At 67.2% G+C, this 16,883-nt stretch carries 10 protein-coding genes; 3 read left to right on the top strand and 7 right to left on the bottom strand.

What is annotated here, in order from left to right; all coding sequences use genetic code 11:
• Positions 1 to 175: 175 nt before the first annotated feature.
• From pelG to A9975_RS37550, 7 genes are read right to left on the bottom strand one after another with little or no spacing between them, the layout of a single operon-like run.
• Positions 176 to 1,546, bottom strand: coding sequence for an exopolysaccharide Pel transporter PelG (gene pelG / locus A9975_RS37580; RefSeq protein ID WP_174423503.1), 1,371 nt, complete (start codon positions 1,544 to 1,546; stop codon positions 176 to 178).
• A gap of 1 nt (position 1,547) precedes the next feature.
• Entirely contained in the window at positions 1,548 to 3,149 is a 1,602-nt protein-coding gene (pelF, locus tag A9975_RS37575; RefSeq protein ID WP_183037148.1) for a GT4 family glycosyltransferase PelF, read from the bottom strand.
• Positions 3,146 to 4,132 carry a lipopolysaccharide N-acetylglucosaminyl transferase gene (locus A9975_RS37570; protein ID WP_183037147.1) on the bottom strand — a complete coding sequence of 329 codons (987 nt, stop codon included), beginning with the start codon at positions 4,130 to 4,132 and terminating at the stop codon, positions 3,146 to 3,148. The genes pelF and A9975_RS37570 overlap by 4 nt, the downstream gene beginning before the upstream one ends.
• Positions 4,125 to 5,570: a PelD GGDEF domain-containing protein gene (locus A9975_RS37565; protein ID WP_183037146.1), complete on the bottom strand. Its 1,446-nt coding sequence runs from the start codon at positions 5,568 to 5,570 to the stop codon at positions 4,125 to 4,127. Before A9975_RS37565 ends, A9975_RS37570 begins: the two co-directional genes overlap by 8 nt.
• A gap of 13 nt (positions 5,571 to 5,583) precedes the next feature.
• Positions 5,584 to 6,141, bottom strand: coding sequence for a penicillin-binding protein activator LpoB (locus A9975_RS37560; protein WP_150984411.1), 558 nt, complete (start codon positions 6,139 to 6,141; stop codon positions 5,584 to 5,586).
• 59 nt (positions 6,142 to 6,200) lie between these two features.
• A complete protein-coding gene (locus A9975_RS37555) occupies positions 6,201 to 10,427 on the bottom strand; it encodes a tetratricopeptide repeat protein (RefSeq protein WP_183037145.1) in 4,227 nt (1,408 codons plus the stop codon).
• Complete coding sequence (locus A9975_RS37550; RefSeq protein ID WP_183037144.1) at positions 10,390 to 13,257, bottom strand: bifunctional glycoside hydrolase 114/ polysaccharide deacetylase family protein; 2,868 nt, start codon at positions 13,255 to 13,257, stop codon at positions 10,390 to 10,392. The genes A9975_RS37555 and A9975_RS37550 overlap by 38 nt, the downstream gene beginning before the upstream one ends.
• 957 nt (positions 13,258 to 14,214) lie before the next feature.
• Here A9975_RS37550 and A9975_RS37545 point away from each other — a divergent pair.
• From A9975_RS37545 to A9975_RS37535, 3 genes are all read left to right on the top strand, one after another.
• Entirely contained in the window at positions 14,215 to 15,426 is a 1,212-nt protein-coding gene (locus A9975_RS37545; protein WP_183037143.1) for a diguanylate cyclase, read from the top strand.
• A gap of 126 nt (positions 15,427 to 15,552) precedes the next feature.
• Positions 15,553 to 16,470 (top strand): cysteine synthase A, encoded by a 918-nt coding sequence (gene cysK / locus A9975_RS37540; protein WP_183037142.1) that lies wholly within the window; start codon positions 15,553 to 15,555, stop codon positions 16,468 to 16,470.
• 195 nt (positions 16,471 to 16,665) lie between these two features.
• On the top strand, positions 16,666 to 16,866 hold the full coding sequence (locus tag A9975_RS37535; protein ID WP_183037141.1) for a hypothetical protein: 201 nt from the start codon (positions 16,666 to 16,668) through the stop codon (positions 16,864 to 16,866).
• Positions 16,867 to 16,883: the final 17 nt, after the last annotated feature.

Here is a 16,883-nt window from a genome sequence, read left to right as displayed (position 1 = left end):
CTTCCAGGTGCCACCGCGCGCTTCCCGCGCCGCCGCAAAGGCAACGCGCAATAACCCGGGCAGGCCGGGCGCCAGGTGCGCAAAAGGGGAATGGTACAGAATCCAGCGTCGCCGCGCCAAGGACGGCGCGGGAGGGTATTGCAGCGCGCCGGCGCAAAAACCGGCGCGCGCGCCTTTACTGCAGCATGTAGGTTTCGTACTCGAGGCGGTCCAGCTTGCGGTCGAGCAGGTAGATCGCCAGGGCCACCACGATCAGCAATGATACCGCAAAGCCGTAGCCATACCAGGCCGGTCCCAGTTGCAGGGTCACGGCAGTGAACGCCAGGTTGAGGATCACGAACAACCCGCTGAGCAGCAGCACTTCCCGCCGGCGGTCGAGGTAGAAGTAGATATTGAGCACCCCGAGCAGCACCACCTGCAGGCTGGCGCCGATCACGTCCACATACAGCAGCGGCAGGTAAAGCTCCGAAATGCCGAGCGCTGCCAGCACAAACCTGCCCACGACAAACAGCACCAGCGCCGCAATCGCCTGCACCTTGACGATCTCGTACAGTCCCAGCCGGATCGTCTGCACCATGGTGTTGCGCATATCCTCGATATGCTCGAGCGAGCTGCCGCCGCGCACCGCGTTGTAGAAGGCGTCGTAGTACTCGACGAAGTCGGTCTCGATGCGCACCAGGAACACGGCCATGCCCGGGATGATTGCCAGGTAGGCCAGGAACACCGGGATGTCGTAGATGATCGACGCGTGCAGCGGCCCGATGACTTGCTGCCCCGTGGACGGCGAGTACCAGAACATGAACTTGTCGAGCCAGATGCCAAGGTTGTACAGCAGCCCGATCAGCATCAGGCTCGGATAGGCATAGCGTCGCTGGAACACCTCGAACGACATGAACCGCTGGCTGGTGTAGTTGCGGTAGATCAGCACCACCATGGCGCTCAGCAAGCACAGCTGGCCGGCGACAAACCCCAGCAGCAGGCCCTCCAGCCCATGGTTGCGCAGCGCCAGCGCCGCCACCACAGTCAGCGTATAGCCCAGCAGGAAGGTCCAGACGATGGCCTTGTACTGCTTCATGCCCGTGAGGAAAATCACCGCGATCCAGATGTTGCTCATGACCACGAAGCCCGCGGTCATCAGCAACCGGTACAGCACCGACTGCTCCGGGAACGCAAAGAGCGCGCAGCCGATGCCGATGGCGCCCGACAGCACCGTGACCAGCAGGGCCACCGCGTGGTAGTTCGACAGCACCAGGCCATCGCGCTTCTCGAACAGGCGGTCCGACGTAAAGCGGGTAAAGGCCAGCTGCATCGGCCCGGTCAGGATCAGGCTGACCGCAATCAGGTAGGTCACCGAGACCTGGAACTGCGTCACCAGGCTGCCCGGCACCACGAAAGGCAGGCTGAGCACGCCGATCAGCAAGATGCCGACGATCGACAGGACCCACGGCCCGGAGCTGATGATGCCCGCATAGGCGTACGCGCCGAGCATGCCCGACAGGTTGTCCCGCCGCAGCATCTTGCGAAGTTCGAATCCAATCCCCGCCATCTCAGCGACCTCCCTTCATGGGGCAGCCCGCGGCCTGCGCCGCCCTGGCGGGAGATCCGCCCGCGGACGATTCCACCCGTGGCTGCGCCATCAGGCGCGTGTACAGCTCACGGTAGCTACCCACCATCATCTCCTGCGTGTAATACCGCTCCACGCGCCGGATGCCGGCCTGCTGCGCGGCGTGCCATGCGTCGGGCGAACCCAGCAGGCCGATCGCCTTCTCGGCCAGCGCGGCCGGGTCGGCGATGCGCACCACGTCGCCCGCCGCGCCCAGCGCCGCATCCTCGCCGGGCAGGCCGAAAATCAGTTGCCTGCACGAGCCGACATCGGTGGTCACGCACGGCACGCCGGCGGCAAAGCCTTCCAGCACCACCAGCGGCAATGCCTCGCTGATGGAGCTGAGCACCAGCACGCCCACCTTGGGCAGCAGTTCATCGATGCGCTGGAAGCCCAGGAACTTCACTTTGTCGGCGAGGCCCAGGCTTTCGGCCAGGCTGCGGCATTCCTGCGCGTATTCCGGATCTTCGTCTTCCGGGCCGGCGATCCAGCCCTGGGCATCGGGGTATTGCCGCACCACGGTCAGCATGGCGCGGATAAAGGTCTTGATATCCTTGATCGGCACCACGCGGCCGATCAGGCACAGCACCGGCGGCACGCCGGGTGCGCGCTGTGCGCGCAGCGCGGCCAGCCGCGGCAGGTTGATGCCGTTGGGAATATTGCGGGTCCGCTCGGCGCGGGCACCATCCGTGACCTGGCGCAGGCGGTTGCCTTCGTAGAGCGCGACGATGGTGTCGCCGGCGTCGTAGCAGACGCGGCCCAGCGTTTCAAAGAAGCGCACCCACAGCTCGCGGAAATAGCTGATCTGCGAGATGTCGCGCTCGAATACGTTGCGGTTGTCGCGGATCCACTGGCTCTGGAACAGGTCGATCTTGCGTTCCTTGGTATAGATGCCGTGTTCGGACACCAGCAAGGGACGTCCCGTGCGGTAGTGCAGCATGGCGCCGAGAAAGCCTGCATAGCCGGTGGACACCGTGTGGTAGACCTTGGCCGGGATCAACCCCTCGGCAATGCGCGCGAGCTGCCACAGGGGCTTGTGCATGATGCGCACGGTCCAGAAGTAGTCGGTGAAGGACGGGTCCGTGCAGTACTGGCGGTACTGCTCGGTGATGGTCCGCCACGCGTTGCGGCTGTAGAGGAACGCGTCTTCCGACAGGCTGCCGCCATCGGTCAGCTCGGGCATCAGCTCGCGGATCAGCTCGCCGGCTTCCTGCTCGCGGCCTGGCTGGCGCAGCACTTCGTGCAACTGCGCCGAGGCGGCGAAGGTGACGGGGTCGCCGTCGCTGCCATGCACCAACGGAGGCGGCGGGAAATCGTAGAGAAAATGCGTTTCCAGGTGCACGACGTTGTCGGGCAGCGCGTAGACCATGTCGCCGTAATCTTCGCGGCGGCTGCCGATGAAGACGATGGCGAAGCGGACGTCCGGAAACGCCCGGATTATCTGGTTGACCCAGCTCGACACCCCGCCGCTCACATACGGAAAGGTGCCCTCCAGCAGCAGGGCCACATCGGCCGAGTCGGCGCGGGGCAAAGGGGTATCGCTCATGATTGCCAGTAACGCAGCAGGGGCCGTACCAGTGGCAGCGGCGATGGGCTGTCGAATGACAGCAAGATGGCGCGCACGGCGGCGTAGTCGCGCTCCAGATAGGCGGCTTCGGCCAGCAGCGGCAGCGTGCGCTCGCGCGCAAAGCCAAGCTCCTCGGCCCGCTCCAGCCACCCGCGCGCTTGCGCGGGCTCGTCGCGGGTCAGGGCCAGGCGGCCACGCATGTACCACAAGCCGGCCTGGTCGGTGTCGAACTCCAGCGCGGCGCGCGCGTGGCGCTCGACCTGGTCCGCGGTGTAGCGATAGACGTCGCCTTGCACCAGGTTCTGGTAGATCAGTTCCCAGTACAGGTCGGCCAGGCGCTTGTTGATCTCGCCGCGCTCGCGATCGTCCTGCGCAGCTTCCAGGCGCGGCAGCTCGGCAAGGATCTTCTGCGTCAGCTGCTTCTCCGCGCCGTCCAGCATGCCGTAGGCCAGCAGGCGCACGTCGTCAGCGCTGTCGGCCAGCAGGTCGCGCAGTACCGGGCTGGAGGTGCGCGCCGGCATCGACTGCATGGCCACCAGCGCGGTCATGCGCTCGGGCAACGGCGCGCGCGTGTTGCCCAACTGGGCGCGCAGGCGCGCGCCGCCGCCGTGGGTCACGCGCGAGATCAGGTGGGTGACGAACACCGGCAGCCCGACCAGGCCGATGCCGGCCGTGGCACGGCGCCCCGGGAAGAAGCGCGCGATCAGCAGGCTGCCGACGCAGATCATGCCGCCGGCCAGCGGCACCAGGAAGCAGAATATGAAGAGGTAGCCATAGCTCCACGCGAACGGCACGCGAAAACGCCGGGGCAGCAAGCGCCACAGCACCATCGCGATCATCGCCGCGGCGAGCCCCTGCATCAACAGGAAGGTCAGCAGCAACGCGGTGCTGTTACCGGCGCGAGCCAGCAGCGCCAGGGCGGCGATTTGCGCGGCGATGCCGCCGATGCCGAGCTTACCCACGGCCAACCTCGCCTAGTGCCACCGGCACCGGTACCGGCGCCGGCTGAACATCCACATGGCAACGATGCAGCAAGCGGATCAGCGGCTCCACTGGCGCGTTGGCGGGCACGGCCAGCGTATGCACACCGATGCGCGCCGCTTCGAAATCGGTGCCAAACTGGGCCCGCAGCATATCTTCGATACGCACCAGGTAGGCCGACGCCGCCTCGTTGCCCGACAGTGGCATCAAGGTCAGCAGGGCACGCTGGTGTGCGCTGGTCAGCGGCCAGGCCACGTCGAGCGCGCGGCGGCTGCGGATGACCTGGTCGAACAGCGCGTCGCGCGATTCGTCCAGATCGAACACCAGCGCCACGATCGTGCTGTCGATGCCGCTGTCGCGGCGCAGGCGCGACAGGCGGGCGTAGTCCAGCGCGAAGTCGTAAGGGCAGCCGGGAATCGCGGCCGCGATGGCGCGCGTGGACACGGCGTGCTCGACGCCATCGGCGTAATAGCCCATCAGCACCATCAGCAACTGGAGGTTCTCGTAGCTGAGCGACAGGAACGGCATGCGCTCGACCACCAGCAGGCCCACCAGCTTGTCGGCCCCGGACAGCACCGGCGCCACCGCCACGTAGCGGGTCTGCGGATGGTCCGGCGACTGGCGCGACAACCCGCCGGACTGCAGGTGCGCCAGCTGGCGCGTCTCCAGGCAGTGGCGCACCAGCATATCGTCGGGGTCGAACTCGAATGCCGGGCCGATCTGCGCCGACGCCGTGGCGGATACCGTCTCGCCATCGACAGCATAGAGCGCGGCCGCTTCGAGCTGGCACGCCTGCGCCACCACTTGCAGCATGGGGCGCGAACCAACCAGCACGCCACCCGGTGCGGCATCTTCCAGCGTCACCGCGCGCATTTGCGACAGCGTGTCGCGCAGCGTGGTGGGCTTGGCCAGCAGGTCGTTCTCCAGCCGCGCATGGGACACGCGCAGCAGGTAGTGGTTCTTGGTCAGGGCTGCAAGGCGCTCTTCGAGGTAGCGGTTGACGGCGCGCGCGCGCGCCAGCCTTGTGCCCCAGACATCGCCGAACTGCCCCGCAACCAGCACCATGAGCAGCCCGCCCAGGAAGAACAGGCGCGGGAACTCGCCTGGCTGCGCACCGATCTGGTGGAAGAAGAACCAGCCGCCCAGCATCATCAGCACGCTGCCCACGCCAATCAGCGTGCCGTAGCGCAGCGCCAGGATGACCGGCAGCAGCCATGCCCAGGGAAAGCCCAGGCCCAGCAGCAGGGGGTTGTTGGGCAGTAGCAGGTATCCCAGCGCCATCGCCAGAGCCATCGTCACCACCAGCTCGACCGCAGAGACCGGTCCGCTCGTGGCGGGTGCAAGCAACCGCAAATAGCGGCCGCCCGCACCTATGCCCTGTCCTTCCCGTATCTTGTCGGCTGTATTGGCCACGATCATGCTCTCCCGCGGTTCAACCCTGGCGCAGCGGCGCCAGCAGGCGGCGCAGCAACTTTTGCGCGGTGCCCGACAACGACTCGCGGCTCCAGCCACTGTCGCTGCCGGTAGCGGACCAGACGGCTTCGCCCGTGCTCACGTCCAGCAGTTGCAGCGAGATGCCCACGGCGGGCTCGCCATCCACGCCCACCTTGTAGCGCCATTCCTGCACCGCGCCGGTGAGGGCGTAGCGCATCTTCTGGGTACGTGCCCACTCAAGCGCCTTGCCCACCGACTCGCGCTCGGCCGGCTCGAACAGCGTTTCCGGGTTCAGGTTGGCGGGATAGCGCTTGACGTTGGCAATGCCGCCGGTCTTCAGCAGGCTTTCCGCGATCGCCTCGGCGCGCAGGCCTGCCTGCGGCGTCTCGGTGTAGTTGACGATCGGCAGTATCGCCACCGACTCGCCGGCCGGCAGCGCGGGAGCGCGACCAATATCGGTCACCGCGCATCCGGCCAGCCACAGCGCTGCGCCCAGCGCACCGCACCAGCCCAGCAGTCGTGCTGCGCGGTTCTGCTTCGTGCTAGTTGTTTCCATGACTCTCTCCCCTTCTCGATTGCATACAGTGAACCGGCACGCTCGCGTGCCCGCCCGGATTAAAAAAGCCATCTGTACCGAACACCCACTTCGGTCAGCGGCGTGCCGCCGTTGCGCGCCGCGGTTTCGTGCTGCACATACATGGACAGGTGGTCGTTGCCGAACACCTTGCCGGCCACGCCCAGTTGCGCCCGGAAGTTCTGCCCGGCGCGGGTGTCGTGCAGCAGGCCGATTTCGGCGAACGGCCGCCACTTGTGCGTGTAGTCGTCGATCAGCTCGGTGCCGAAGCCGAATGTCACGCCGGCCTGCGTAAAGCCCTGGGGCATGTAGAAGCCCGGCGTGGCTTCGTCGTCGGCAGGCACCAGCGTGGCCAGCTTGTTGCTGAGCGTGCCGCCGCGCGCGTTGTAGGTGGCATGGGTGCCAACCAGGCGCACCGTGTAGTCCGGGTACGCGGTACGGATGCGGTAGCCCAGCTCCAGGTCGTACACCAGGCCATGGCCCAGCTGCGAGCCGTCCTGGCCGCGGAAGCGGTCGTACTCGATGCGAGCGCCGGCAAATTCGCGCAGGCTGAAGTTGTAGGTCGCGCCCAGGCCGAGCACATCCTTGACGCCGCCGACCCGCAGCGCCGCCGATTCGTCGGCGCTCTGGTTGATGCCGGCCAGCGTGGTGAAGCTCAAGCGGCTGTTCTCGCGCCACTCGCCGGTGAAGCGCGCGGTGGTCACGCTATCCAGGCCGTCGCGCCGGCCTACGCCGAGGCGCCAGCGCAGGTGCTGGTCGCGGTAGCCGAGCGACAGCTCGCCACGCTTGTCGGACGAGGGCACGCCGGTGAGCTGGGTCTGGTCCACGCTGTGCTGGGTGCGCCAGGCGCCGCGCAGGTTGAGGTCGTAGCCATCCCACAGGCGCACGCCGCCAGCCAGGCTGTAGTCGAAATAGCTCAGCGGGCTCTGGCGCTGGTACGTCACGCGTGGCTCGATGGCTTGCGCGTTGAACAGCAGCGTGTCCTGCAGGGTTTCCTGCAGGCTGTCGTCGGTGCGGGTGGTCTCCTGGGTTTCGTAGGCCAGCGTCTGCGCGGCGCCGAGCCGGTCGAGCTGCACGTTGGCTTCGATCTGGTTGTCCACCGGAATGCGGCCAGCCTGGCGCTCCAGCACACGGTCGAGTGCGGCCAGGTCCTGGTTGGCCAGCGCCAGCGTGATCTCGGCATACGCCGGGCGCAGCAATTGACGGGCATATTGGCGGGCCAGCCAGGCACGCGCCAGTTCGTTGGATTCGTTCGACAGGGCCCAGGCCAGCGCCACTTCCTTGGCGGCGGACGAGACTACGGCCTGCTGGCGCGCTTCGCGTTGCGCCACGCCCGGCGGCGTCTTGGGATCGAGCGCTGGCAGGCCGGGAATCTCGCCCAGCCGCGACGCCGGATTGGCGGGACCGGTCCAGTTCGCGGCATTGGTGCCGGCCATCACGGTGCGGTCGCCGCGCAGCATCTCGATCACCAGGTGCTGGGACACATCGCCCGAGGCAAAGATCTGCCCGAGCGCCACGGTCTGGCGCCGCAGCTCGGCCGGGGCGGGGCCGCCCTGGGCGTCCTCCTCCTCGGCGGCCGGATCCATGCTGCGGGGATCCGAGGCGCGGCGCCCGGCCGCGGACTGGTCCTTGTGCAGGTCGACCCAGGCCTGGCGGCGCAGGCGCCACCCGGTGCTGGTCTGGCCGATGGCGTCGTAGGCATCGGCGGCAAGGCCCAGCCAGAGCGGATCGGCGTTCTTGCCGTCGGCCATCTTGCGCAGGTAATGCAGCGCGGTGCGGCCGTCCTGGAAACGCATGCTGCCGGCGGCAAAGGCACCCCACAAATCCGGGTTGCCCTCGGCCTCGCCCTTCAGGCGCAGCATCATGGCGCGCACTTCGGTATCCGAGCCGAGATCGACCAGCGCCCACATCAGCGCGGCCAGCGTCTCGCTACCGGCGTCGGGCATGCTGGCGGCAAGGCGCAGGTCGGCCAGGGCCAGCTCGCGCTCGCCACGGGCGCGCTGGTACTCGGCGCGCATGGCCAGGAAGCGGCTGGATTGCTCGGCTTGCTTCAGCTGGGCGGGGGTCATGCCCTGCAGCAACGTGGCAACGCGGCCGTAAGCACGGGCGCGGGTGTAGTAATTGATGGCAAGCTCGAGCGACACCAGCTTGCCGCCCTTGCGCCAGCTGGCTTCCGCGATGCGCCCGGCATCGATGGGCGAGCTATCGTAGAAGTCCATCAGGTTCGAGAAATCCGATTCCTCGGTATCGCGCACTTCGGCCAGGCAGTCGTTGCGGCCGGCGCCGGGGGGCATGGCCATGCAGTGGTCGTCATGCGTCTCGGCCATGGCCAGCATCAGTTGCCGGTAGCCTTGCTCGAGCAGGTCGCCGCGCTGGTTCAGGCGCGCCAGCTCGGTCAGGGTGCGCCAGAACTCAATGTCGGTGGAGCGCGCGGTGCGCATGGACGGCACCATGGCCTCGAGGGCTTCGGCCAGCTTGCCGCGCACATAGAGCAGGTTGGCCTGCTTGAGCGCGTACTGCGGGCGCGGGCCAAAGCGCTGCTGCAATTCGGTGTAGAGCTCGAAGGCGCGGGCATCCTTGCCCGCGCGCTCGGCCAGCTCCGCCTGGCGCTCCATGATCGGGCGCGCGTTCGGGCCGTGGCTCAGGCTTTGCAGGAAGGCCAGGCCTTCCTCGGGCTCGCCCAGCCGTTCGTAGGTGGCGACCACCTGGTCGACGGTGGCGAGATCGCCCGTGCCGGCGCGGTGGCGCAGCGCGGCCAGGTAGGCGCGATCGTCGTTGAGGCCGGGCGCCAGGCGCAGCACGGCCTTCCAGGCGGTCTCGTCATTGCTGGCCTGGGCATATTCCAGCCAGCTTTTGAGCGCTACCGTGGGCTGGCGATTCCACTCGGCGACCTGGGCCAGGCGTTCGCGCCAGCGCGCCGCGCCGGGCTGGCGCCGCACGGCGGTCTCGGCAACGCGCTGGGCGTCGTCGAGCTTGCCGGCGGCCAGGAATACCTGGAACGCGAGTTCGTAGTCATCGGCATTGAAGGAGCGCTCGGCCGCGGTGGGGGCGCCGGCAGGGGCTGCCGCCGGTGCTGGTGCTGCCGAAGCTGCGGAGGCAGCCCGGGCTTGGCTCGCCGCCGCCGAAGCGGACGTGCCAGCGCCCGAGGTATCCGCCACGCGGCGCAGGTGCGGCATTGCGGCGTCGCCCATGGCGCGGCGCAAGGCCAGGCCACGCGGGCCGTCAAGAAAGATCAAGCCCTGCGCGGCCCATGGCTGGGTGGCCGCCACGCGGCGCACTTCGGCGCGTTGCAGGGAGGCGCCTTCGGGCACGGGCTGCATGCTCGGCGGCAGGCGCAGCAGCCGCTGCACATAGCGCGCGGCCTGCTCGGGGCGGTTGGCGGCCAGCGCCAGCTTGGTCAGGTAACGCAGGACTTCGGCGTTCTCCAGCAGCTTGCCACCGTGCTGCTCGGCCTGGGCCAGCGCCTTGTCGAGCTCGTTGCCGGACTGCAGCGTCTTGAGCGCGGCCAGGTAGAGGCGGCGCTGCTCGGCCGGATCGGTGGCGCGGGACTGCGCGGCAAACAGCGCGTCGGCCGCCTGCTGGTAGTCGCCGCCCGCGAGCGCCGCTGACGCAGCCTGCGCGTTCCACAGCGCCGCGCGAGCTGGGTCGCTCTTGGCCAGCGCCTGGTAGAACACCTGTGCCGGCTTGAGCGCGTTGATCGAGCGCGCTGTGGTGGCCAGCTCTTCCAGGTCGGTGCGGCTCCACTTCATGGTCACCGCCTGGTCGAGCAGCCCGCCAAGCTTTTCGACGTACTGCTTGCGCTCCGGGGTGTCCGGCAGCGCGGCAAACGCGCGCTGCTGCGTGATCTCGATGCGGGTGCGCAGGATCTGGCCGGGTAGCTCGGCGTCGGCGGCGTTCGCGTTCGCGTTGCGCACCGGCCCTTGCGGGCTGGCCGCGGAACTGGCTGCGGAACTGGCCGCATAACGCGCCTCCAGCCGGGACAGCATGGCCTCGGCCTCATCCAGCCGGCCCGTGCGCGCATATTGCTCGGCCAGCACCGCCATGAAGCCGCCGTCGTCGGGCGTGGCCCGCCACCAGGCTTCCAGGTAGGCCATGCTGAGGCCGTCCACTGCCCGGCCTTCGCCCAGCAGGCGTTCGCGCAAGGTTTCGCGCGGGAACATCAGCGCCAGGCCGATCCCCACCATGGCGGTGAAGGTCAGCACGAACGCTGGCGGCAGGAGCCGCTCGCGCTCAGGCGGCGCAGGTGATTTCGACGCTTTGCTTGGCATTGTTGGGATTGGGAACGGGAGTGGTATCGAAACGCAGCGTGCCGCGCTCCTGCACGCCCTGCACCGGCTTGCCATCAATGGCAATCCGGCAACGGTCCGCGCCTGCGAGGCGGAAGAATGGCTTGAAGTAGCCGCTGAAATCAAAACGGATGCGCTGCGCGCTGCCCTGGCCGGTGCGCTGCCAGTTGCGCACGAAGCCGCTGGCCTCGGCGATCTCGGGGCCGGAGGCAGCCGCGGCGTTAGCAGCGTTCGGGGCGCGCATCACGATGCGCGAGGCGCCATCAGCCAGGTGCACGTAGACGCCGCCGCCGGGCGCCGGCGAAGTGCCGGTGACGCCTTGCGAGTTCACCACGTCGGGCACGTCCGCGCCGCTCCACCGCACGTTGCGCAGGTTGGCGTCCCCGCGCACGATCCAGGCGGCCGGCTGCGTGGCGTCGCCACCCAGCTCGCGGGCCACCGCCATGCTTTGCCAGTCGATCACCTTGCGCACGTAGTCGGTGGCATGCACCGGCATCAGCGGCTGGCTCAGCACGTAGTCATAGACCTTGCGCAGAGCCTTGAGCGAAGCCGCCTTGGTGCCGGAGTAGTTGTGATAGTAGATGTTGACCGACTTGAAGCGGTAGGGCCGGTCGGTCAGCTCGAAGGTTTCGATCACGCGCTCGAAGCCGTAGTACGGGCCATGCCAGAGGTTGGTATAGACGTTCTCGTTCTGGTTTGGCGCGAAGATCTGGAAGGTGCCGTCGGCCTTGTTCACGCCGATCGGCGAGATCGCGGTCCAGGTCGGGTTGCTGCGCGTGATCAGCGTATCGCCGCCGTTCATGTTGAGCACGCCGGCCTGGTCGGTCAGCTTGATGGCCTCGGCAGGCGGCTGGCAGTCGCCCGACCACAGCAGCATGCTGACCGGCTTGCCAGGGGGCGCCAGGGTACGGTTGATATAGTCGATCGAGCCGCCGATCTCGCGCTTCAGGTCCATCGTGTAGCCGGGAATCGCCAGGTGGAAGTCGTCGTCGCCTTCGGTGGCATTCTCCGAGTGCGTGCCGCCGGGCACCGTGCGGCCCCACTCGAAGGGATGCGAGAAGGTGTGGCTCGCCACCTCGACATAGGGCTGCGCGAAAATCTTGCGGGCGATCGGCTCGAGCTGCGCGGTCAGCTTGGGATACATGCCGTCGCTGGCCACTTCGCCCTGGATGATCGACATCGTCATCGGCAGGCGATAGCGGTCCCAGATCTCGCGAAACAGGACTTCACCGGAAAAGCCGCCGCCGGGAATCTCGGCACGGGACGCGAAGCCGTCACCGTCCACGTGCACGGTCAGCAGGCGACGTCCGTTTTCGGTCGTGACATCCGGCACCGGCATGGCCGGCAGGCGCAGCGCTTCGCGCAGGAAGGACAACGGCTGCACCACCCAGCGGTCCTGGTCGTTGGCGCTTTGCCGCACCGCGTAAGGCCCGAGCACGTAGCCGCCCCAGGGAGTGATCGCGGCGGCGTCATAGGTCAGCGTGCCCGAATTCAGGCGCAACAGGGAGCGAAAGCCCGGGCCATCGCCCACCTGGACTGGCGCTGCCTGCGTGCGGTCCGGCGCCACAGGCATCTCGAAGCCCATCATCGGGTCCTTTGACACCACGTCCGCCTTGACGCCGATCTTGCCCTTGACAGAATTGAGCTGCAGGCTCGATGCCAGCGCTCCGTTCATGCGCGCGCCGAAATCGTTCAGGAACACCACCGGCACGCCCTGGTCGATATTGCGCTGCACCCAGCTGAAGAAACGCCCGGGCTGGTCGCGCACGTTGCCAGCCATCCAGATCACCACGCCAGCGTAGCGGTCCGGGCCGATCTCCGGCAGCGGCTGGCTGGCTTCGGCGAAGTCCACGCGATAGCCCAGGTAGTTCAGCGGCATGGAGACGAAGCGCACGCCGGCGGAGTCGTCGATCGAGACGCCTGGCTCACGGTCCTGCACCACCAGCACCCGGCGCGGCATCACCTCGATGTTGCCGATCCCAACCGTCTGCAGGCCAGGGTCGGCCACGTAAGGGATGATGTCCAGCGCGCGGATCTGCGCGGCGGTGTCGCGCGCGCACTTGCGGTCGGCGGGCGGGCAGTAATCGATCGAGATCACTGGCAGATGGTACTGCTCGCGGATCGTTCGGGCCTGGCCGAGCAGCCAGTTGCGATCGGCCTCGCTCACTTCGGTGTAGCGCTTGCCGCCTTGATCCCAGCCGCGGTATAGCGATTCAAACGCGACCGCGTACGCCAGTTGGTTGACCTGCGGCAGGATCTCGAAGCCGCGGTTGAAGATCAGCTTGGCCTCTGGATAGCGTGCCTTGATGGCGCGGATCACCGCCACCATGCCGGCCTCCTGGCGGGCGCGCTCGGCGTCCGTCTTGGCTTTGAGCTGGTAGGAGTCGAGGGTGTCGAGGAAGAAGCCGCGATAGCCGCGCTGCCACAGCGGGGCGATGACCTTTTCCACATAGAAGGCGGGCCAGCCCTCGGCGGCCTGGTCAACCACGCGAGCGCCCCAGGCGTCGTTGTTGCCGATCAGCCAGGCCTTGGGAATGTCTTTCAGGTAGGCGCGCGACGGTGCGACCTCGCCAATGCTGACGTAGGAGAACCATTGCGTATTGGGCGTGGCGGCGGTGCGCGGATCGAAGCCGCTGTCGGGCTCGACCACGGCGATATCGAACGCCTGCAGAGCGTCCACCGGCGGCTTGCTGCCGTAGTGGAAGACGATGTTCGGGGCACGCGAGCCGGTGGTGGCCAATGCCTGCGCCTGTGCCGGGCATAGCCAGGCTGCAAACACGGCCAGCAGTGCGCCAAGCCAGGCTCTTGTCATCGGCACGCCCCGGCTTGCCTGACGCAGGCCTGCCACGCGGCGCGCGACACCGTCCAATCGCAACAAATTCACTTGTTGGCCCCTATTTTTTTCATATTTTTATATTCCCGGAAAAGCTCGCTTGGCTTGCCGCCAACATGCTGGTCGTGCTTGATGCCGCCAGACGATGCATTCCGGGTATGGCTGATCCCACCCACTTCTACCTGCGCTGCCCGATCTCTCAGGCAGTCCCCCGCAGGCCAAACTCAAAGTGCTGATTAAGCACTATGGGCGAGAATTCTGAAGCATGCGCGCCATCGTGCATATAAGCATTTAGGACTAGGGAATACGCACTAGTGCAAATGCATGCTTGTGTCACAGAAGCTGGCTAGCGCCAATTCCCGGGTTTCAAACGCGGCGAAGGCGCGCTGACGGAACCCGCCGGACCTGGTCGCGCCAGGGATTTCGGTGCCTGGCAAGCTGATTGTTGTCTCGGTACTTTCTGCATTTTTGTAGTTTTCCGACTCGACAAAGTATCACAGTACGTGGCGCAAATTCGACACTGTTGTGCTCTGAGGGTGGGAAAAGAAGAAATCGCGCGCTGGCTAGGGCCGGAATACAACGGTCCGCGGCGACCAGCGCTGCAGGCAAAGCGAATGGTAGATCACGCGCTTTGCGCCCAATGTCAACAATTGTCACGCACCGCGAATACGGGGCACTTCCAGCGCGGCGCTGTGTAGAATTTTCTCAAACAAAAAAACATCGTCACCTCGGCAGGAATGGACCCGGACAAGCACCGGCCTGACGCCGCATTCGGGAATGTCGCAAGTCACGAACTGGCTCACGCACGGGCTCCACGCAGTACGCAATACGCGATATGCGATATGCGATATGCGATGCGATACGCAATACGCGCGAACCCACCTTCGAAGGCAAACTCCTGCGCAGCGATGCTGCGCCGAACTCGATGGGGATCTCATGCAGTCAGATGAGGGCACTGCCGTGATGGCACTGCTTGTCCTGTTCACCGCCACACAAATCATCCTCGCGGCCCTGATGCTGGCTTTGCGCCAGAGCGCCGTGGGCCGCGCATGGGTCGCCGGCCAGGTGCTGGCCTGCGCCGCGGGCCTGTTGGTGATCGACGCGCGCGGCGGGCCCGCCTGGTTCTTGCTGGTGGCGCCCGCCCTGGGCGTGGCCGCACAGTTGCTGACCCATCGCGGCGTATCGCTGACCGGTGGCCGCCCTTCGGCACCCGCGCGGCTCACTGCCGGCGTGCTTGCCATCTCTGCCGTGCTGGCCGCCGCTGCGCTAGGCAGCGGCAGCCGCCCGGCCGAAGTCACCGGCTACGTGGTGGCAGCCATCACCGCCTGCTTCACCCTGGCCTGCCTGCTGCAACGCCCGCTCGCGCTGACCCGCCGCAGCCGCCCGCTGGTGCTTGCCGCTTGCGGCCTGCAACTGCTGGCGCAATGCTGCGGGCTGCACGCGGTGCTGGAAGCCGGCGCCCCGGTGCCGGCCCTGAGCGCCGAGGCCTTGCTCCAGCTGCGCCTGCTGCCCGCCTTTGTCGCGATCCTCGCTGGCCTGGCGGGCTTCACCTTGATGACCATGGATGCCATGCTGGCCGAGCAGGAAAAGCAGGCACGCCTCGATGCATTGACGGGGCTGCTGAACCGCGGTGCCATGGACGGCGCGGCGATGATGCTGGCAGCCGAATTCAACCGCCACGGCCATCCGCTGAGCTGCCTGGTGATCGACATCGACCGCTTCAAGTACATCAACGACAGCAGTGGCCACCGCGCCGGCGACCGCATCCTGCAGCAGATCGGCCGCGTCCTGAAGGAAACGCGCCGCAGCGCCGACCTCGCGGGCCGCTACGGCGGTGAGGAGTTCTGCGTGCTTTGCCCGCATACCACCGAAGCCGATGCCCTCCTGCTGGCCAACCGCATCCTGCGTGGCATCCGCGCCATCGCATTGCCCCACGAGCTTGGCGGGTTCGCCAGCGCCAGCATCGGCGTTGCGCAGATCCGCGAGCGCGAGGACGGTGGGGCTGCCACCTGGGACAAGCTGTTTGGCAGTGCGGACCGCGCCTTGTATGAAGCCAAGCGGCGTGGCCGGGGCCGGGTCGTGCTCGCCTCCGAGCTGGAAGCGCTGCCGGTGCGCTGCGTGCCCGCACGCGCCGAGGCCTGCCACTAAGCGCTGGCGCAAGCCAATATGACGGAGAAATCGCATTGCCGACGCGCCGCCCGCTAGAATCCTCCAGTGCATGCTTGTCCGGACCCGTTTGCTAGTCCGGTTCGAAACCATCCCTGGAGATACTGAATGAAGGCCGACAACATCCTGCAGACCATTGGCAATACGCCCCATATCCGTGTTCAGCGGCTCTTTGGCGATACCCATCAGGTCTGGATCAAGTCCGAGCGCGCCAACCCGGGAGGCTCCATCAAGGACCGCATCGCGTTGTCGATGGTCGAGGCAGCCGAGCAATCTGGCGTGCTCAAGCCGGGCGGCACCATCATCGAGCCCACCTCGGGCAATACCGGGATCGGCCTTGCCATGGTGGCGGCGGTCAAGGGCTACAAGCTGGTGCTGGTGATGCCGGACAGCATGTCGGTGGAGCGCCGCCGCCTGATGCTGGCCTATGGCGCCACCTTCGACCTGACCCCGCGCGAAAAAGGCATGAAGGGCGCCATTGCCCGCGCCGAGGAGCTGGTGGCGGCCACGCCGGGCGCCTGGATGCCGCAGCAATTCGAGAACCCCGCCAATATCGAGGCCCATGTCAACACCACCGCGCGGGAAATCCTGGCGGACTTCCCGCAGGGCATCGACGCCCTGGTCACCGGCGTGGGCACGGGCGGGCATATCACCGGCTGCGCCCGCGTGCTCAAGCAGAAGTGGCCCGCGCTGAAGGTCTACGCCGTCGAGCCGGTCGCCTCGCCGGTCATTTCCGGCGGCGCGCCCGCGCCGCACCCGATCCAGGGCATAGGCGCCGGCTTCATCCCTCGCAACCTGGACACCGCCCTGCTCGATGGCGTGATCCAGGTCGACGCCGAGCCGGCACGCGAAATGGCGCGCCGCGCCGCGCGCGAGGAGGGCATGCTGGTGGGCATTTCGTCGGGCGCCACCCTGGCCGCGATCGCGCAGAAGCTGCCGGACCTGCCGGCCGGCGCCACGGTGCTGGGCTTCAACTACGACACCGGCGAGCGCTATCTCACCGTGGACGGCTTCCTGCCCGCCTGAGGCCAGGCAGCATTGCTGGATTCTCTTCGGGCGGCGAAGCTCGCCGTGAACCATACTGGAGACTGACAGGCGCCGGCGCAAGCATGCGCCGGCGGCCGAATCTGCCGATATGGCGTGCCAGCGGCCCTGCCGCCCGGCACGGCAGGGCTTGCCACGGCGTTGACACAAGCATTGACACGAGGACAAGGAGCTGAGATGAGCATCCCGAGTTATGAAGTCGCCCGACTGGCGTCCCTGGCCGTGCGGCTTGCGCTATCTTCCGGTCTGTCGCACGAAGAGATGCAGGCTGCGCTCAGCCTCGCGGCCACCATGATCGAGCAGGACGAAGGCGCAACGCCTGAAAACTCGGCGGCGGCAAAGGTGCCGCACGCCAAGGTGACACGCACGATCCACTGAAGGCGCGCGGCGCGCCC

This window comes from Cupriavidus sp. UME77 (genome assembly GCF_014170355.1).
GTDB classification, from domain to species: domain Bacteria; phylum Pseudomonadota; class Gammaproteobacteria; order Burkholderiales; family Burkholderiaceae; genus Cupriavidus; species Cupriavidus basilensis.
Note: the sequence above shows the minus strand (reverse complement) of the source record. Positions and strands in the feature narration are given on the sequence as shown.